Source organism: Staphylococcus sp. GDX8P80P (assembly GCF_017893095.1).
GTDB lineage: Bacteria > Bacillota > Bacilli > Staphylococcales > Staphylococcaceae > Staphylococcus > Staphylococcus borealis.
In genome coordinates, this window is the sequence record NZ_JAESMI010000090.1 from 1 (window position 1) to 20037 (window position 20037).

Here is a 20037-nt window from a genome sequence, read left to right on the forward strand (position 1 = left end):
GATACAATTACTCATAAGCGCGATATCTCTCCTTTTATTTAGTTTGGTCACTTAATATTATAGAGATATTTGCGCTCTTTTTGTATAAAAAATGCGGTTAATGAAACAATCAATTTGTTTCATCAACCGCATTTCTCTTAGAACCACAATAAAAAGCGAGTACAAGATAGCAATCACTTTGAATTCTATCTCGCACCCGCGTTCTTGATTAGAAGTAAACCAAGTCTTTGTTTTGTTAGGACCTTGAGTTATATCTTTTTATTTTTAAATTCATTTTTAAGTTCATCAATTTTTGTATCTTTAGTGTAAGGTGTTTTATTATTATAGGCTGCTCTCATAATTAAGTGACTTGAGAGTGGACCAGTTACAAGGATAAAAAGAATACCAAAAATCAATTGCATATTAATATATCCGTCAGTAGCAATAAAGTATAAGAATGTACCAAACAGAAGGAAAATAGCACCTAAAGTTGCCGATTTACCAGCAGCATGGCCTCGTGAATAAATATCTTTCAATCTTATAATGCCAATAGCTGTAACAGCACTAATAATTGCCCCTAAAATAACAAAGATAACTGCCAAACTAGTGATGATGTTCGTTATCACGTTCAATCACCTTACCTTTATCCATATATTTTGAGAAGACCGCTGTACCTAGAAAGGCCAAGATACCAATTAACAAAATGGCAACGAGTAGATATTCCGCCCCCATAAAAATACTATATAGCGCAATACATGCCATTAATTGTAAACCAATTGCATCAAGTGCTAAAATTCTATCAGCTAATGTAGGACCTTTGATAATACGTGTAAACATCGCTAACATTGATAGGGCAACAATAATTAAAGCAATCATCATAATGATTTTTACCATTAGTCTTCGCCCACCTCTCTAACTACTCTCTCTAATGAAGATTTTATACCTTCAATTTCTTCTTCTTTTGTGCTGAAATCTAAAGAGTGAATGTATATTTTTCTTCTATCATCGCTAATACCTAATACGACTGTTCCTGGTGTCAAAGTAATTAGATTAGATAATAATACGATTTGCCAATCTGTTTTTAAATCAGTGTGATATACAAAGAAACCTGGTTCATTTTTAAGTTTAGGTTGTAGAACAATCTTTAATACATCAATATTGGCTTTTAATAATTCTATGAAAAATACAACTGCCAGTTTTAAAATCTTATAAACTTTAATTAAATAAAATCTTCCTGGTAATATTCTACTAAATAAATATACCAATCCTAGTCCTAGTATGAATCCGAGTAAGAGGTTATTTAATGTATAGCTACCACTTAGGAAAATCCAAATAAAAGCTAAGATGAAGTTTAAAATAATTTGAATCGCCATTATGATCTACCTCCTAAGACACTCTTGATATAGACGCTAGGATCATAAAATGATTGAGCCGCCTCAGATATTATTGGATATAATAGATCAGCAGATAATCCAAATACAACGGTAATGATGACAGCTATAATAGAAATTGTAGTTGCTTGTTTAACATTAACGTTTTGTGTAACTTCATATCCTTTTGGTTCTCCGAAAAAGCCTTTCAAGAAAATGTGAATAACGGAATAGAGTACTACTAAACTTGAAAGTAATACAATAAGGCCACTGACATAAAAGCCTTTTTCAAAGGTTGCTTGTACGATGTAATATTTACCATAAAAACCACTTAATGGCGGTATACCAGCTAAACTTAGTGCTGCGATGAAGAAAGTCCATCCAAGCACCGGATAGTGTTTGATAAGGCCACCAAAGTCCTTAAGACTGGTTGATTTCGTAATTTGATACATAACACCGATAAGTAAGAATAGGGCAGTTTTAACTAACATATCATGGATTGTATAGTAAATAGCACCTATAATACCTGCTTCATTCATCATGGCTACACCAACTAAGATAACGCCTACAGCAATCATGATGTTATAAATAATAATCTTTTTAGTGTCATCATAGGCGATGGCACCTACCGAACCAAATATAATCGTTAATAAGGCTAAGAATAAAATCGTATAATGTGAAAAACTCATTGTATCGTGGAAGAACAAGCTCAATGTTCTTAAAATCGCATATACACCAACTTTTGTTAATAAAGCACCGAAAAATGCAATGATTGCAAATGGTGGCGCATAGTATGAACCTGGCAACCATACATACATAGGGAAGGCACCAGCTTTAGTTGCAAATACGAAAATAAATAAAATAAAGACAATACTTAAGAGCCCACCGTGAGTGTTAGACAATGTAGATAACTTCTCACTAATATCCGCCATATTTAACGTACCAACGATAGAATATAAAATCGCAACTGCCATCACAAAGAATGTTGAAGTAACAATATTGACCAATAAATATTTAACTGTTTCACGCAATTGGATTCGCGTACCACCAAGTACGAGTAGTGCGTACGATGACATTAAGAAAACTTCAAAGAATACAAATAAGTTAAAAATGTCACCAGTTGTAAATGCGCCGATAATACCGACTAACATAAATGTGATAGAGAAATGGAAGTAATAACGTTCTCTATCGATGCCTGCAGTTGTAAACGAAAATGCAGTAATTAAAATAGTAATAATAATACTAGTCACAATTAACATTGCACTGAAACTATCTAGTAAAAAGATAATGCCATAAGGTGCAGGCCAAGAACCTAATTCTACTTTTAGTGGTCCGTGAACATAAACATTATATAAATTTACAATCGCAACGATTAATGTAAGCAACAAACCGATTATCGTGACATATCGTTTTGCACGATAACGTTGTCCTAAAAAGACCAATATAATTGCTGTAAAAATAGGTACGACTAATGAAAGGACGACTAAATTATTTTCAATCATCATCTAACACTCCTTTCATTCTTTCTACGTTGTCTGTACCTAACTCTTTATATGTTCTAAATGCTAACACTAAGAAAAAGGCAGTTGTCGCAAACGCGATAACGATTGCCGTAAGTATTAAAGCATGGGGGATAGGATCAACATATTGACTAATCGCCTTTTCATAGATGGGCATTTCGCCATGTTTTAATCCACCCATTGTAATTAAAAATAAATTGGATGCATGTGTAATTAATGTTGTCCCCATAACAATACGTATCAAACTTTTAGATAAAACGAGATAGACACTAATTGAAGTGAGGATGCCACATACAAATATCATGATTATTTCCACTATTCGCTCTCTCCAATCGTTATAATAATTGTCATGATCGTTCCAACTACTGCACATAGCACGCCAAAATCAAAGAACATAGGCGTGTTCATATGCACAGGCTGAAGTAGGGGCAACGGTATATTAAATTCTGTGTGAGTGAAAAAGTTTTGACCATAGAACCAACTCGCTAACGGTGTGCCAACACAAAATAATAAGCCAATACCAATTAGAATTTTAAAATCCCATGGAAATACTTTTTGCATCGTCTTAATATCAAATGCAATTGCAATGATTGTTAGTGCACATGATAATAGTAAGCCACCTACGAAACCGCCACCTGGTGTGTAATGTCCTGCGAAGAATAATGTGACACCAAATAAGGCGATTAGAAAAGCGATAATAACAGCAGCATATTGAAACATTAAATTATTGTTCTGTCTGTTCATCACGTTTCACCTCACTTGATTGATGTTTACGACGCAATTTAATCATTGTATATACACCTAAACCGGCAATACCTAATACAGATGATTCGAATAATGTATCCATACCACGGAAGTCAACAAGGATGACATTTACCATATTCTTACCATGAGCTAAATCGTAAACATGTGCTTTATAGTATTCTCCGATAGACGTAAAATGTCTGTTGCCATATGCAATTAAGCCTAAGATGATAACTACTAGACCCACACCTATAGAGATAAGTGCATTCGTTAATTTAAATGATCGCGTTTCATTATAGCGATTTAAATTCGGTAAATGATAGAAACATAACAAGAATAGTGCTGTTGAAATAGATTCTACAACGAATTGTGTTAATGCAAGGTCTGGTGCTTTGAAAAATACAAATAGCACGGATACTGAATATCCGACGACACCGAGCATAATAACGCTAAATAAACGAGATTTCGCTATGACAACCATAAATGCTGCGATGACTAATAATATTAAAATCGCAATTTCATAAATATGAATGTTATTAATATCTTTAAAATTAAAATCAAATGGAACGTTTAATAATGTCACAATCGTAACGACGATAAGCATGCCGAATATTATGACTAAACTATCTCTAACATAACCATTTACATAACTATTCGTCATGTTCGCTGAATAATTAGGTAAATATTTTCCAGTTGAATCATACCAATGATTCAATGTAAGACGTGTTGGTTGTGCGTGCAATAATCGAATCCAATAACTAAATGTGAGTAATAATAGAATACCGATTACCCAAATTATTAATGTTGAAATAAATGCAGGTGTAATACCATGGAATAAATGGAATTCTGCATTCACATTATGCATGCCACTTATTGCAGTTGTAGCTGGCTCAACAATAGATTGTGTTATCAATCCAGGGAACAATCCAAAGACAATAACGAGCACAGCTAAAATGATTGGAGATAGTAACATTAGCATTGAAGCTTCGTGTGCTTTTTTTGGTAAGGCATTCGGCTGATGTTTACCAAAGAAAATATACGTAATAAATTTGATTGAATAAACGAAAGTGAAAATACTTCCCACTATAGCTAAAATAGGGAAAATAATACCTAACGTATTTAAGCTAAACAGATTAGCATGAGAAATCTCAATCATGGCTTCAAGAAACTTCTCTTTAGAAAGGAAGCCATTGAATGGTGGAATACCAGCCATACTCAAAGCTGTAATAACAGTTATGGTGAATGAAATAGGCATAATCGTTAGTAAGCCACCAAGTTTTTTAACATCTCTTGTACCTGTAACATGATCAACAGCACCTGTAATCATAAATAGCGCACCTTTGAAGGTAGCATGATTGACTAAGTGAAATACTGCTGCAGTAAAGCCAGCGATATACAATTGACTCTGACTTCCCTCGAAGTGATAACTTACAGCACCAATACCTAACATTGACATAATCATGCCAAGTTGAGACACAGTTGAAAAGGCAAGTATACCCTTTAAATCTTGTTGTTTAGTTGCATTTAAAGATGCCCAGAATAGTGTGATTAAACCGACTAATGTAATGGTCCAAATCCACCCTTGAGAAATTGCAAAGAGTGGTGTGACACGCGCTACTAAATACAAGCCAGCCTTAACCATCGTAGCTGAGTGTAGGTATGCACTCACTGGGGTAGGTGCTTCCATTGCGTCTGGTAACCAAATATAAAATGGTACCTGCGCTGATTTTGTGAATGCACCTAACATAATGAGTACCATTGCTAAAGTGAATAAAGGACTATGTTGAATCACTGAAGCATTAGCAATGAGTTCATGTAAGCTAAGTGAATCGCCAGCTAGAGAAATTAAAATGAATCCCCCTAATAAACTTAAACCACCAAACACTGTAATGATTAAAGATTTCTGTGCACCATAAATTGATGCGCGTTTTTCTCTCCAGAATGAAATAAGTAAAAAACTTGAAAAAGACGTTAATTCCCAAAATAAATATAAAATGATTAAATTGTCTGAAAGAACAACGCCTAACATTGCACCCATAAAAAGTAATAAATAACAATAAAAGTTACCAAGTTGTTCAGACTTACTTAAATAGCCGACAGAGTATAAGACGACTAATGAGCCGATACCTGTGATAAGTAAACTAAATAAAATACTTAAGCCATCAAGATATAAATCAAAATTCATACCTATATGAGGCATCCAGTTTAATGTTTTTATTACTGTATTACCTGACTGAGTAGTCGCAATATGAGATAGGAAATAAATAAATAAGACAACAGGGATAGGTAATACAAACCAACCTAAATGAATCTTTTTATAGAATCGATAAAGAATTGGAATAAGGAGTGCAAATATTAACGGTAGTATGACCGCAATATGTAACAAACTCACTATGTTATCCTCCTTAAAAAATATTTATGAAATATATTATACATGAATCATAATGTTCTGAAAAACGACGATAACGCTTACGGGTAGCGATTTTTCGGAACTTGTTAAATAAGAAGAAACACGTTCAAATTTCCTATAAAAATTTTTGTTTATATTGAATTGAGTAGTCATTTTTTAGATTTTCAAGATTAGTTAATGCTAATTTTGCAAATTCTGTATCCTGTTGTTTTAAATCATTTTCCATTTTTGTAATGGCTTGTTGCAATGACGCTTCATAAGGCATTGCTTCTACATTAAATTCACGTAATTGTGAACGTGTTGCATAACGTTTCTCATAATGACTTAAAGCACGTCTTTCATGGAAAAAGACACCTTCCGTTTGACCTGGGTTATGTAAATCACCTTGTTTTGGATGTTTAATCACTTGTTCGACTTGGACGAGAACTTGATCATCATTCTCTTCTTTAATTGTGACACCATAAGCACCCGTCTTATGTGAGAATCGGTATAACATGCTATATTACTTCCTTTCAAATGTGTTAAGATGTATCTATATCATCATAACATGAATGGAGAATTGAAATGACTAACTATCTACAACTAAACAAAGAAATACAAGATAATGAAATTAAAGTAGTTATGCATACAAATAAAGGCGATATGACATTTAAACTGTTCCCAGATATCGCACCGAAAACAGTTGAAAATTTTGTGACACATGCGAAAAATGGTTACTACAATGGTATTACCTTCCACCGTGTCATCAATGACTTTATGATCCAAGGGGGCGACCCAACAGCGACTGGTATGGGTGGTGAAAGTATTTATGGTGGCTCATTCGAAGATGAGTTCTCATTAGAAGCTTTCAACTTATACGGTGCACTTTCAATGGCAAATGCAGGACCAAACACAAATGGTTCACAATTCTTTGTCGTACAAATGAAAGAAGTACCTGAATCTATGGTGAATCAATTAGTAGATGGTGGTTGGCCTGAACCAATCGCTAAAGCTTATGCTGAGAATGGTGGTACACCTTGGTTAGACCAAAAACACACAGTATTTGGTCAACTTATCGAAGGTGAAACAACATTAGAAGATATTGCAAATACGAAAGTAGGGGCACAAGATAAACCTGTACATGATGTAGTCATTGAATCTATTGATGTAGAAGATAAATAATCAGTGGCAATACAATAAAAGTTCTGTCTAGCGAGTCGGCGGTTGATGTCGATTCGCTTTTTTATGAGATGCCTATTTGAATCTATTGTCAACGACGCAGCATAAGTTAGCATTGTCATAGGATGCATTTAAATGCGAACGTTTAAGTCATAATCGTGAGCAAGCGTATAATATTATTGAAAAAATGTGGATTTTTATTGGTTTATAGTTAGTCCAAGTTTGTGATTTATGCTATTATAATTATGTTAAGTAAATCGAAGTAAGGGGTTATCAAGTTGAATAATCACTATAAAGCAGGTCAGCATATTAAAGTGCGTGTGACTGGCATTCAACCGTATGGCGCTTTTGTTGAGACCCCTGACCATACTGAAGGACTTATCCATATTTCAGAAATTATGGATGATTATGTCCACAATTTAAAAAAATTTCTATCAGAAGGACAAATCGTTAAAGCGAAAATTTTATCAATTGATGATGAAGGAAAACTCAATTTGTCTCTTAAAGATAATGATTACTTTAAGAATTATGAACGAAAAAAAGAAAAGCAGTCAGTATTAGATGAAATTAAAGAAACAGAAAAGTATGGGTTTCAAACGCTTGAAGAACGCCTACCGGTCTGGATTAAACAGTCTAAACGTGCGATTCGTAATAATTGATTGACTGTTAACACGCTCAGCTAACGTTATATGTTACATATAACGCTAGCTTTTTTAGTATCTACGTTTATAAGTGTGATGTCTAGTTTCTAAGCAAGACGCTATGTAAATGTATGCATGCACATGCAAGCAAAATATTGGTGGAAGATGATTTCTTCGTGCTATAGTCTAGTCATAATAAAAATGGAAAGGACTTACTTATGAATAATAAATACGAAAAATTATTTGAAACAGTCACATTACCTAACGGGGTTGAATTGAGAAATCGCTTTGTTTTAGCACCATTAACGCATATTTCATCTAATGATGACGGTACGATTTCAGATGTTGAAATACCATATATTGAAAAGCGTTCTAAAGATGTAGGTTTAGCAATCAATGCTGCGAGTAATGTTAACGATATTGGTAAAGCTTTTCCGGGACAACCTTCTGTTGCACGTGATTCAGATATAGAAGGACTTAAACGTTTAGCGCACGCAATGAAGAAAAATGGCGCTAAAGCATTAGTTCAAATCCACCATGGCGGTGCCCAAGCTTTACCTAATTTAACACCAAATGGAGATGTGGTTGCACCAAGTCCAGTCACATTAAAAAGCTTCGGACAAACAGAAGAACATGCCGCTAGAGAAATCACACCAGAAGAAATTGAACAAACTATCAAAGATTTTGGTGAAGCTACACGACGTGTCATTGAAGCTGGCTTTGACGGTGTAGAGATTCACGGTGCCAATCACTATTTAATCCATCAATTTGTGTCTCCATATTATAATAGAAGAAATGATGAATGGTCTGACCACATGAAGTTTCCAACTGCTGTTATAGATGAGGTATTAAATGCCAAGGAACAATATGCAAATGATGATTTCATCGTCGGTTATCGCCTTTCTCCTGAAGAAGCAGAATCACCAGGTATTACTATGGAAATTACCGAACAACTAATCCATACAATTACTGAAAAATCACTTGATTATGTTCATATTTCTTTAGGTGATATTCATTCAAAAACAAGAGAAGGTAAGTATGCTGGACAAGAACGATTGAAATTAATCCATCAATGGGTTAATGGTCGTATGCCTGTCATTGGTGTTGGTTCAGTATTTACAGCTGATGATGCATTAGATGCGATTGAGTCAACAGAAGTTGAACTTGTAGCGCTAGGTCGTGAAATACTATTAGATTATAATTTCATCAGCAAAATTCAAGAAGGTAAAGAAGATCAAGTTTTATCAGAATTTGACCCAAATCGCGAAGATAAACATGGATTAACACCTAATTTATGGAAGCAATTTAACGAAGGCTTTTATCCACTACCTCGTAAAGATAAATAAGCATGAACGATTGGTTCGTCTTTATAAAGAAATGTTGACTTAGCATTATATTGTAATGGTGCACGTGCATGACATGTTAAGTCATGTGTCGTTATTCAATTTAATGATATGACAAGCTGAAACAGGTTATGGCAATGACATTTGCTTTAACCTGTTTTTTAATATGACAAATATTAAAATATTGAAGTGTTTTATTTATCGGAAAATTTTTAATATTTTGCTTGTAAATTTATTGGGAGATATGTCATTATATCTGTAAGGGCTTTCATTTAGATTCAAAGGGCATATATGATGTAATATTTAGTCATTTCATGCTCTTATTAATTTTGCACATATCCTCAATGTATATAGCATCGAAAGCCGCAAACGTATGGCCATTAGTTTTAATATAAATTAAGCAAAGGGGAGATATTATGACTAAGTCAGAACAAATTATTGAATTAACAAACCACTATGGAGCACAAAACTATGTACCACTACCAATCGTTGTAGCAGAGGCGGAAGGTATTTGGGTAACTGATCCAGAAGGTAATAAATACATGGATATGCTTTCAGCTTATTCAGCTGTAAACCAAGGTCACCGTCATCCTAAAATTATTCAAGCGCTTAAAGATCAAGCTGATAAAGTTACTTTAGTTTCTCGAGCGTTTCACAGTGATAATTTAGGTGAATGGTATGAAAAAGTATGTAAATTAGCTGGCAAAGATAAAGCATTACCAATGAATACGGGCGCAGAAGCAGTTGAAACTGCATTAAAAGCTGCACGTCGTTGGGCATATGATGTCAAAGGTCTTGAACCAGATAAAGCTGAAATTATTGCGTTCAACGGTAACTTCCACGGTCGTACGATGGCACCTGTGTCTTTATCATCAGAAGCTGAATACCAACGTGGATATGGTCCGTTATTAGATGGTTTCCGTAAGGTGGATTTCGGTGACGTTGATAAATTAAAAGAAGCAATTAATGAAAATACAGCTGCTATTTTAGTCGAACCTATTCAAGGTGAAGCGGGTATTAATATTCCACCTGAAGGTTATTTGAAAGCTATCAGAGAATTATGTGACGAACATAACATTCTATTTATTGCCGATGAAATCCAAGCTGGTCTAGGACGTTCTGGTAAACTATTTGCGACTGATTGGGATAATGTTAAACCAGATGTTTATATTTTAGGTAAAGCACTTGGCGGTGGTGTATTACCAATTTCAGTAGTGTTAGCTGACAATGAAGTATTAGACGTCTTTACACCTGGCTCACACGGTTCTACGTTTGGTGGTAATCCATTAGCTTGTGCGGTTTCAATTGCTGCATTAGATGTTATTTTAGATGAAGATTTACCTGGTCGTTCAAATGAATTAGGGGAGTACTTTAAATCTGAATTACAAAAAATTAATCATCCAGCTATTAAAGAAGTACGTGGTCGTGGCCTCTTTATTGGAGTTGAATTACATGAAAGTGCTAGACCATTCTGTGAGGCATTAAAAGAAAAAGGCCTATTATGTAAAGAAACACATGATACGGTGATTCGTTTTGCACCTCCTTTAGTTATTTCTAAGGAAGAATTAGACGATGCATTAGACAGAATTAGAAGCGTATTTAACTAAGTTCAAAAAGTTGTAACATTCATTTTGAAAACCCTTTAAAAAGCAAAGACATGTGTTACAATATGTATGAAAGCGAAATCATTTGTTAAAAAGAGGCGAAAGTGATCATGACTGAGAATAATAATTTAGTGACTTCTACACAAAGTATCATTAAAGAAGCTTTACACAAATTGGGATTTGACGATGGTATGTATGATTTAATCAAAGAACCATTAAGATTCTTACAAGTTCGTATCCCAGTACGTATGGATGACGGTACGGTTAAGACATTTACAGGTTATCGTGCACAACACAACGATGCTGTCGGTCCAACTAAAGGTGGGGTACGTTTCCACCCTGAAGTTGATGAAGAAGAAGTTAAAGCATTATCTATGTGGATGACTTTAAAATGCGGTATCGTCAACCTACCATATGGTGGTGGTAAAGGTGGTATCGTATGTGACCCACGTCAAATGAGTATTCATGAAGTTGAACGTTTATCACGTGGATATGTACGTGCAATTTCTCAATTCGTTGGTCCTACTAAAGATATTCCAGCACCAGACGTATTTACGAACTCTCAAATAATGGCTTGGATGATGGATGAATACAGTGCATTAGATAAATTTAACTCACCAGGTTTCATCACAGGTAAACCTATTGTTTTAGGTGGTTCACAAGGACGCGACCGTTCTACTGCATTAGGTGTAGTTATCGCAATTGAACAAGCAGCTAAACGTCGTGGTAAAGAAATTAAAGGTTCTCGCGTAGTTATTCAAGGATTTGGTAACGCAGGAAGTTTCTTAGCTAAATTCTTATATGACATGGGTGCGAAAGTTGTAGGTATCTCTGATGCTTATGGTGCATTACATGATCCTGAAGGTTTAGATATCGACTATTTATTAGACCGTCGTGATAGCTTCGGTACAGTTACAAACTTATTCGATAATACAATTTCTAATAAAGAATTATTCGAATTAGACTGTGACATCTTAGTACCAGCTGCTATTTCTAACCAAATTACTGAAGATAACGCGCATGATATTAAAGCGGATATTGTTGTTGAAGCTGCAAATGGACCTACGACACCTGAAGCAACGCGCATTTTAACTGAACGCGGTGTGTTATTAGTACCAGATGTATTAGCAAGTGCTGGTGGTGTAACAGTATCTTACTTCGAATGGGTACAAAATAACCAAGGTTATTATTGGTCAGAAGAAGAAGTAAACGATAAATTACGTGAAAAATTAGTAGATGCTTTTGATACGATTTATGAATTAGCTCAGAATAGAAAAATCGATATGAGACTTGCGGCTTATATTGTCGGTATTAAACGTACTGCTGAAGCAGCACGCTATCGTGGTTGGGCTTAAGCCATAATATCAATATAATTAGGCTCTATAATCAATCAGTCTGGGACATAAATTATATAGTAATGCTATTTATCAAATTCGCAGTAGCTGACTGAACTGAGAAGGCGCTTAAATCAAGCTTTTCTCAGTTCTAGTCATCCATGCGGAGGTGGGTGGGGCCCCAACACAAAAAATCACGAAAGTGATTTTACAAGTTAAGCAATTTGGGGTCGGGGCCCCAGCAAAGAGAATTTCATCAAGAAATTCTACAAGCTAAGCAAGCTGGGAGTGGACGACGAATTCAAAAGAATTCTGTCCCGCTCCCATTTGACGAAGAGGCTATAATTAAAACGCTATCGTTTGTTTTGATACATAAACAAGCGATAGCGTTTATTTTGTTGTTCTCTAAATTATTAATTTATGAACCATAGTCATACTATTATTTTTGAGCACTGATTGCTTTATATTGATCAGCATAGTTAGTGAACACACCGTCAACACCATATTGATTTAAACGCTGCATATCAGCTGTTTCATTGACAGTAAATGGATGTACAAGAAAGCCGAGGTCTTTTAAATGCGCTGTATTTCGTTCATTTAAATCACTATATTCAGGACCTACACCAATTGCATAAGAACGAATGCGTTGTAAATCGGCATCGCTTTGTTGTGCTAATTCGCCTTTGTCCAATAAACGAATTAATGGTACATTCGCATTTAGTTGATGCATTTTTAATAAACTTGCTTCTGAAAATGATTGTATCAATACGTGACCATGCTGAAGCGCGTTAGAAGTAAGCATATTGTGTTTGTCCAGTGTGTCTAAAAGTTGTTGTTCCATGCCAGGATAAACATCAGGCTGCTTTGTTTCGATATAATAATTGGCATCTGTACCATAACGTGTCAAAATTTCATCTAATGTTGGAACTGTAGCACCTTTATATCGATCGTTAGCAAATTGAGGGTGTTGTTCATTGAAAGATGAACCAGCGTCGAGTTTCTTTAATTCCGATAAAGTGTAATCCTCGACACGTCCTGAGCCATTTGTTGTACGGTCAACTGTTTCGTCATGCATGGCGATTAAATGACCATCTTTGGTACGTTGTAGATCAATTTCAATATATGAAGCATCTAACTCATTGTGACTTTTGTCATAGGCTGCAAATGTATGCTCTGGTGCATAGCCGCTTGCGCCACGATGAGCAATAGTAGTGTAGCGTTCTCCTGTTAAATTGGTTGTCCATTGTGATTGATTATCTTGAATTGTAGACGTACTAGATTGGTTCGGCGTTATAGTATTTGAGATCGCACTACCACTTGCTTCAACAGGCGTATGTATAATCGCTAACCCTAAAGTAACTATAGTTAGACTTGAAATGATACCTTTTTTCTTTGCTTTCAACAAACTCATCCTTTCACAGTTAAAGTTACAGTTAAAATCTAGCAAAGCATATTTATGAAAGGAAGTGAATTTTCAAAAGCTTAAAATAATTATTAAATAGTTAAAATTCACTCAATAATGTTAACAAAAAAAGGCTGAAGTGGGACAGAATAATGAATGAATTCTGTCCCATTCCAAGCCTTTATAAGGTATCGTTATTTAATACTTTCTTAGCAACGTTAAGTTGATGGCGTACTGCATCTTGACCTGTTGAACCATAACTTTTTCTACGGCTAAGACAATTTTCGGGTTTAAGATAATCATAAACATCTTGATCAATGTTTGCATTTAATTCTTGGTAACGCGCAAGTGGTACATCTAATAAATAAATACCTTGTTGAATGCATTCATAGACGATTTTTCCAACAATTTCGTGCGCTGTTCTAAAAGGCACATCTTTTGCTACTAAATAATCGGCTAATTCTGTTGCATTTGAAAAGTCTTGATGTACGGTTTTGTTTAGACGGTCTGTATTGACAGTCATTGTATCTAACATACCTTCAAAAATACGCAATGATCCTTTTACTGTGCGCACTGAATCAAATAAACCTTCTTTATCTTCTTGTAAGTCTTTATTATAGGCAAGTGGTAGACCTTTTAGTGTGACAAGCATACTCATTAAATGGCCTGTCGTACGTCCGACTTTACCACGAATAAGTTCTGCCATATCAGGATTCTTCTTCTGTGGCATAATAGATGAACCAGTAGAGAATGCATCAGATAGTGTGATGAATTTCGCTTCATCTGTTGACCAAAATATAATTTCTTCAGCGAAACGTGATAAATGAATCATTGTTAATGAAATATTATGCAGTGTTTCAATAATATAATCACGATCACTTACAGCATCTAAACTATTCTCATAAACTGAGCCGAATCCTAATAACTGTTGCGTTTCATGTCTATCAATAGGGTGTGTGGTACCACTTAATGCTGCTGCACCTAATGGTGAAATATCAATACGTTTCATACTATCGACAAAGCGTGAATAATCTCTATCAAGCATCCAGAAATACGTCATAACATGGTGTGCAAATGAGATAGGTTGCGCACGTTGTAGGTGCGTATAACCTGGCATGATTGTATCTACATGTGATTGAGCTAGCTTCAAGATTGAAGATTGGAATGAACGTATTAAATCTTGGATGTTTTTGACTTCTTTTTTTACATATAAATGCAAATCAGTAGCAACTTGATCATTTCTACTACGTCCTGTATGCAATTTACCACCGGCATCGCCTATACGCTGGATAAGTTCATGCTCAATATTTAAATGAATATCTTCGAGTGACTTCTTAAAATCAAGCTTACCATTATAGAAATCTTGTTGGATCTCTTTTAATCCATTAATGATCGCTTCTTTGTCATCTTGCGAAATGATATGTTGATTAGCTAACATGGTCGCATGTGCAATACTACCTTGAACATCTTCATCTAACAATGTTTGGTCGAAATCAATCGATGCATTAAATTCATCGACCCAATCTTCCGGTTGTTGTTGAAAACGACCACCCCATGCTTTACTACTCATTACTATAACCTCCATGAAGATAAGCATTGACTTGAGTAGGTAAACCATAAATATCGATGAAACCTACAGCTGCTGATTGATTAAATGCATCTTCTTTAGTATATGTTGCTAATTTTTCATCATATAAAGTATATGGAGACTTTCTTCCATTAACAATTGCATTACCTTTAAATAGTTTAATTCTGACATCACCTTCAACATATTGTTGTGTACTATCGATAAATAATTTTAAGCTATCTGTTAATGGTGAGAACCATAAGCCATTATATGTTTGTTCAGCAAATTGTTTCTCTATTACTGGTTTAAAATGAGCTACATCTTTAGTTAAGGTTAATGTCTCAAGTGCTTTATGTGCTTTTAAGATAACTTCAGCACCAGGTGTTTCATATATTTCACGAGATTTAATACCAACTAGACGATTTTCAACATGGTCGATACGTCCAATACCATGTTTCCCAGCTAATTCATTTAAAGTTAGAATTAATTGATCTAGGTCATAATCTTTATGATTTAATTGAACAGGAATACCATTTTTAAATGTAAGAATGATTTCATCCGGTGTATCCGGTGTATCTTCTAATTCTGCTGTTAAGTCATAAGCGTCTTTAGGTGGTGCAGCATATGGATCTTCTAAAATACCACATTCATTTGCTCTGCCCCATAAGTTTTGGTCGATAGAATACGGAGAATCATGATTGATGCCAACAGGGATGTTATGTTTGATAGCATAATCAATTTCTTCTTCACGACTCCAGCCCCATTCTCTAACTGGCGCAAATGTCTTAAGGTTAGGGTTTAACGCTTTAATAGCAACTTCGAAACGAACTTGGTCGTTACCTTTACCAGTACAGCCATGCGCAATACCTATTGAATTCGTTTTCTCTGCAATCTCAACTAATTTCTTCGCAATAAGTGGGCGTGATAACGCCGATACGAGTGGATAACTATTTTCATACATTAAATTACCTTTGATAGCGTAACTTACGAAATCATCACTAAATTCTTTCGTTGCATCAATAATGTGACACTCAACTGCCCCCATATCTAATGCTTTAGAATAAACGACATCTAAATCTTTACCTTCACCAACATCTAAACATACAGCTACAACATCATAGCCTTTATCTATAAGCCATTTAACGGCAACACTTGTATCTAATCCACCTGAATATGCTAATACGATTTTCTCTTTCATTAAAATTCACCTCATAATTTTTCTGAAAATTGATATAAATTAATACTAACAGATATCAAATGAAAATAAAACCATTTTTTTACATAAATATACAAAATTTTGAAATCTGTATATAATAATGAATTCCATTGAATTAAAGGTTATAATGCAACATGACCCATTTTCAGTATTATTATTTTATTTATAAAATATTCATTTTTGAATTATTAGAAAATGTCTTGAAATTGTTGAATTAATTTGAAAATATGTGAATAGTCAGTCATGTCAATTGAATAGATAGCATAAAGTTAGTAAAATTAAATCAACAAGGACATACAGGAGGCTTTTATAAAATGACTCATATTCAATTAGATTATGGCAAAACATTAGAATTCTTTGGTCAACATGAAATTGATCAACAACAAGATATCGTTAAAACTATCCATAAAACGATTCATGAAGGTACTGGTGCAGGTAGTGATTTCTTAGGTTGGGTCAATCTACCAGAAGATTACGATAAGCAAGAATTTTCAAGAATTGTTGAAGCGTCAAAACGCATTAAATCAAATTCAGACGTACTTGTAGTTATCGGTATTGGCGGTTCATACTTAGGTGCACGTGCTGCTATCGAAATGTTAACTTCTTCATTCCGAAATTCAAATGAATATCCGGAAATTGTATTTGTTGGTAATCACTTATCATCAACATACACTAAAGAATTAGTAGATTACTTATCAGATAAAGATTTCTCTGTGAATGTAATTTCAAAATCTGGAACAACTACAGAACCTGCAGTAGCATTCAGACTGTTTAAACAATTAGTTGAAGAAAAATATGGTAAAGATGAAGCTAAAAAACGTATTTTTGCTACTACAGATAAAGCTAAAGGTGCATTAAAACAATTGGCTGATAATGAAGGTTATGAAACATTTGTTGTGCCAGATGATGTAGGTGGCCGTTATTCAGTATTAACAGCTGTAGGTTTATTACCAATTGCAACAGCTGGCATTAATATTGAATCAATTATGATTGGTGCTAACAAAGCGCGTAAAGAATTATCATCAGATAACTTAAATGAAAATATTGCGTACCAATATGCGACAATCCGTAACATTTTATATAGTAAAGGTTATACAACTGAAATGTTGATTAACTATGAGCCATCAATGCAATATTTCAATGAATGGTGGAAACAATTGTACGGTGAGTCTGAAGGTAAAGACTTTAAAGGTATTTATCCATCAAGCGCAAACTATACAACGGACTTACATTCATTAGGTCAATATGTTCAAGAAGGACGTCGTTTCTTATTTGAAACAGTTGTAAAAGTAAATAACCCTAAACACGATCTTACAATTGAAGAAGATAGTGATGATTTAGACGGATTGAATTACTTAGCAGGTAAAACAATTGATGAAGTCAATACGAAAGCATTTGAGGGTACATTATTAGCACATACTGATGGAGGCGTACCTAACGTAGTTGTGAATATACCACGTTTAGATGAAGAAACATTTGGTTATGTCGTTTACTTCTTTGAATTAGCTTGTGCAATGAGCGGATATCAATTAGGTGTTAACCCATTCAACCAACCTGGTGTTGAAGCATATAAACAAAACATGTTCGCGTTATTAGGTAAACCTGGATATGAAGATAAGAAGAAAGCATTAGAAGAACGTTTATAATACGCTAATCTTTTCGTTGATTAACTTAAATATATTAAGAAGAATCCGGGACAAAAATAATATCATGAAGCTATTTTGCAAATTCGCAGTAGCTGACTGAACTGAGAAGGCGCTTAAATCAAGCTTTTCTCAATTCTAGTCATCCTTGCGGGGGTGGGACGACGAATTTAAAAGAATTCTGTTCCACTCCCTTTTTATTATATCCCTTTATATTAAAGCTAAGGAATGAGTTCTAACTACTACCTATGACTGATTTGTAACCATAGAGGTAGATTTATAAATGAAACAGTGTACAATATTTCTATGAAATAATGACTGTTAATTCAATAGGAAGGATTTGATGTAACTGTGTTTCATCAAATTGAACAATGGTTTGATTTATTACAAGGTTTTGGTTATTTAGCCGGGTTTATCATATTATTTTTTAGGGCCATTGTACCAGTGCTTCCATTAACATTGTATGTTATTTTATGTGTTCATGCGTATGGCTTTTTAGCAGGTACGATTGTGAGTTGGTTAGGTGTTGTAGCAGGTACTTACACTGTCTTCTTCTTCTGTAGAAAATTTGTGAATGCCAACTTTATGAAACGAATTAAATCAAGACGATCAGTCGAAAGATTAATTCATTTTATTGATAGACAAGGTTTGGTACCTATATTTATCTTGATGTGCTTTCCATTTACCCCTAATACACTTGTTAACTTTGTAGCTAGTTTGTCTCATATTAGAGGGAAATATTACTTTATGATTTTACTTGTATCTAAGCTTATTTCTATCACATTTTTGGCAATTATGGGAAAAAGTGTAACAACTTTTTTTACACATCCTTTTAGAGCAGTCATGATAATAATGATAACGATAGCATTATGGTTTATTGGTAAGAAAGTAGAAGGCTATTTTATGGGTTCGGACAAGGAGTGACAACGTGCGTAGAATTGCAAGTTGGGTAGTAGCATTACTATTTGCTTGTCTCTTTGTCATTTTTATACAAATGTTCATCATTAAAGGTGCGGTCGTTCAAACTAACGATATGTCTCCCACTTTAAATAAAGGTGATCGCGTCATTGTTAATAAAATAAAAATCACTTTTAACTTATTGGGTGATGGTGATATCATCATGTATCGCCAAAATGATCAATTACACTTTGGTCGATTAGTGGGTAAACCTGGTGAATCTATAGAAATCAGAAATGGTGAATTGTATAGAGATGATAGACAAGTTGACAAATTTTATGCTAAAAATAGAGATATTAATAATTTTGCGATAAGAGATTTAGATGATTCTGATGGTGATATTATTCCACCAAATTCATATTTTGTTTTAAATGATAATGGTGATAAACGCAGTGATTCACGTAGATATGGATTAATAGATAAAGACGATATTGTTGGAGATGTTAGTTTGAAATATTATCCATTTAAAGAATTTACCTATCAATTTAATAAGTAGATGAGGTGTTAATAGTGAAAAAAGAAATAGTTGAATGGATTGTTGCCATAGCGGTAGGTTTATTACTTGTATGGGTAATGGTAAACTTTGTCGCTAAGTCATATACGATTAAAGGCGATTCTATGGATCCAACATTAAAAGATGGCGAACACGTTATGGTCAATATTTTAGGATATAAAGTTGGAGATATTAAAAAAGGGAACGTTATCGTTTTTCACGCGAATCAACAAGACGACTATGTAAAACGTGTTATTGGTGTACCGGGAGATAGTGTTGTTTACAAAGATGACAAACTATATGTGAATGGTAAAAAGATAGATGAACCGTATCTTGATTACAATGAAAAGCGTAAACAAGGAGAATATATTACGGGTTCATTTGAAACGAAAGATTTACTAAATGCCAATCCTAAATCCAATGTTATACCTAAAGATAAGTATTTAGTTTTAGGTGATAATCGAGAAGTGAGTAAGGATAGTAGAGCATTCGGGTTAATCGATAAAGATCAAATTGTAGGTAAAGTATCATTTAGATTTTGGCCATTCAGTGAATTTAAGTTTAATTTTAATCCTGACAACGATAAATAAAGGCATTGGTTAATAATTTGATATATACCTATCAAGGCTGGAAATGGAATGTTATAGAGGTTCCAA

Annotated in this window: 20 protein-coding genes; 9 read left to right on the forward strand and 11 right to left on the reverse strand. The window is 34.3% G+C overall.

Annotation, left to right across the window (positions count from 1 at the left end):
- Positions 1-248: 248 nt before the first annotated feature.
- From KA858_RS08620 to KA858_RS08655, 8 genes are all read right to left on the reverse strand, one after another.
- Entirely contained in the window at positions 249-605 is a 357-nt protein-coding gene (locus KA858_RS08620) for a Na+/H+ antiporter subunit G1 (protein WP_210135454.1), read from the reverse strand.
- Positions 583-873 (reverse strand): Na(+)/H(+) antiporter subunit F1, encoded by a 291-nt coding sequence (locus tag KA858_RS08625; protein ID WP_053029792.1) that lies wholly within the window; start codon positions 871-873, stop codon positions 583-585. The genes KA858_RS08620 and KA858_RS08625 overlap by 23 nt, the downstream gene beginning before the upstream one ends.
- Positions 873-1352: a Na+/H+ antiporter subunit E gene (locus KA858_RS08630; RefSeq protein WP_210135455.1), complete on the reverse strand. Its 480-nt coding sequence runs from the start codon at positions 1350-1352 to the stop codon at positions 873-875. The genes KA858_RS08625 and KA858_RS08630 overlap by 1 nt, the downstream gene beginning before the upstream one ends.
- A complete protein-coding gene (locus KA858_RS08635; RefSeq protein WP_053029789.1) occupies positions 1352-2851 on the reverse strand; it encodes a Na+/H+ antiporter subunit D in 1500 nt (499 codons plus the stop codon). Before KA858_RS08635 ends, KA858_RS08630 begins: the two co-directional genes overlap by 1 nt.
- Positions 2844-3185, reverse strand: a complete 342-nt coding sequence (mnhC1, locus tag KA858_RS08640; protein WP_053029787.1) for a Na+/H+ antiporter Mnh1 subunit C — start codon at positions 3183-3185, stop codon at positions 2844-2846. The genes KA858_RS08635 and mnhC1 overlap by 8 nt, the downstream gene beginning before the upstream one ends.
- A complete protein-coding gene (locus KA858_RS08645; protein WP_053029785.1) occupies positions 3185-3613 on the reverse strand; it encodes a Na(+)/H(+) antiporter subunit B in 429 nt (142 codons plus the stop codon). The genes mnhC1 and KA858_RS08645 overlap by 1 nt, the downstream gene beginning before the upstream one ends.
- On the reverse strand, positions 3594-6005 hold the full coding sequence (locus tag KA858_RS08650; protein ID WP_210135456.1) for a Na+/H+ antiporter subunit A: 2412 nt from the start codon (positions 6003-6005) through the stop codon (positions 3594-3596). Before KA858_RS08650 ends, KA858_RS08645 begins: the two co-directional genes overlap by 20 nt.
- A 133-nt stretch (positions 6006-6138) precedes the next feature.
- Complete coding sequence (locus tag KA858_RS08655) at positions 6139-6519, reverse strand: kinase-associated lipoprotein B (protein ID WP_053029782.1); 381 nt, start codon at positions 6517-6519, stop codon at positions 6139-6141.
- A 68-nt stretch (positions 6520-6587) separates the two neighbouring features.
- On the opposite strand from KA858_RS08655, the gene KA858_RS08660 reads away from it, so the two are divergent.
- The 5 genes from KA858_RS08660 to KA858_RS08680 all read left to right on the forward strand — a co-directional run bounded on the left by KA858_RS08660 (position 6588) and on the right by KA858_RS08680 (position 12124).
- Positions 6588-7184, forward strand: coding sequence for a peptidylprolyl isomerase (locus KA858_RS08660; protein WP_210135457.1), 597 nt, complete (start codon positions 6588-6590; stop codon positions 7182-7184).
- A 275-nt stretch (positions 7185-7459) separates the two neighbouring features.
- Entirely contained in the window at positions 7460-7840 is a 381-nt protein-coding gene (gene ygs / locus KA858_RS08665) for a S1 domain-containing post-transcriptional regulator Ygs (protein ID WP_053029779.1), read from the forward strand.
- A gap of 200 nt (positions 7841-8040) precedes the next feature.
- Positions 8041-9168: an NADH-dependent flavin oxidoreductase gene (locus KA858_RS08670; protein WP_210135458.1), complete on the forward strand. Its 1128-nt coding sequence runs from the start codon at positions 8041-8043 to the stop codon at positions 9166-9168.
- A 413-nt stretch (positions 9169-9581) separates the two neighbouring features.
- Positions 9582-10772, forward strand: a complete 1191-nt coding sequence (locus tag KA858_RS08675; protein WP_075108690.1) for an ornithine--oxo-acid transaminase — start codon at positions 9582-9584, stop codon at positions 10770-10772.
- Positions 10773-10879: 107 nt separating this feature from the next.
- The gene (locus tag KA858_RS08680; RefSeq protein WP_053029774.1) at positions 10880-12124 is read left to right on the forward strand and encodes a Glu/Leu/Phe/Val family dehydrogenase; all 1245 of its coding nucleotides are present in this window, start codon (positions 10880-10882) and stop codon (positions 12122-12124) included.
- A 418-nt stretch (positions 12125-12542) separates the two neighbouring features.
- Here the strand turns inward: KA858_RS08680 and KA858_RS08685 are convergent, their stop codons facing one another.
- The 3 genes from KA858_RS08685 to KA858_RS08695 all read right to left on the reverse strand — a co-directional run bounded on the left by KA858_RS08685 (position 12543) and on the right by KA858_RS08695 (position 16270).
- Entirely contained in the window at positions 12543-13505 is a 963-nt protein-coding gene (locus KA858_RS08685; RefSeq protein ID WP_210135459.1) for a glycerophosphodiester phosphodiesterase, read from the reverse strand.
- Positions 13506-13686: 181 nt separating this feature from the next.
- The gene (argH, locus tag KA858_RS08690) at positions 13687-15075 is read right to left on the reverse strand and encodes an argininosuccinate lyase (protein WP_210135460.1); all 1389 of its coding nucleotides are present in this window, start codon (positions 15073-15075) and stop codon (positions 13687-13689) included.
- A complete protein-coding gene (locus KA858_RS08695) occupies positions 15068-16270 on the reverse strand; it encodes an argininosuccinate synthase (protein ID WP_107630093.1) in 1203 nt (400 codons plus the stop codon). The genes argH and KA858_RS08695 overlap by 8 nt, the downstream gene beginning before the upstream one ends.
- Before the next feature lie 332 nt (positions 16271-16602).
- Here KA858_RS08695 and KA858_RS08700 point away from each other — a divergent pair, with 332 nt between their 5' ends.
- The 4 genes from KA858_RS08700 to lepB (KA858_RS08715) all read left to right on the forward strand — a co-directional run bounded on the left by KA858_RS08700 (position 16603) and on the right by lepB (KA858_RS08715) (position 19971).
- On the forward strand, positions 16603-17934 hold the full coding sequence (locus KA858_RS08700) for a glucose-6-phosphate isomerase (protein WP_210135461.1): 1332 nt from the start codon (positions 16603-16605) through the stop codon (positions 17932-17934).
- A gap of 348 nt (positions 17935-18282) precedes the next feature.
- The gene (locus KA858_RS08705; protein ID WP_075108694.1) at positions 18283-18855 is read left to right on the forward strand and encodes a TVP38/TMEM64 family protein; all 573 of its coding nucleotides are present in this window, start codon (positions 18283-18285) and stop codon (positions 18853-18855) included.
- A 4-nt stretch (positions 18856-18859) separates the two neighbouring features.
- A complete protein-coding gene (gene lepB / locus KA858_RS08710) occupies positions 18860-19384 on the forward strand; it encodes a signal peptidase I (protein ID WP_210135462.1) in 525 nt (174 codons plus the stop codon).
- 14 nt (positions 19385-19398) lie between these two features.
- A complete protein-coding gene (gene lepB, locus KA858_RS08715; RefSeq protein ID WP_053029760.1) occupies positions 19399-19971 on the forward strand; it encodes a signal peptidase I in 573 nt (190 codons plus the stop codon).
- The last annotated feature ends 66 nt before the right edge of the window (positions 19972-20037 follow it).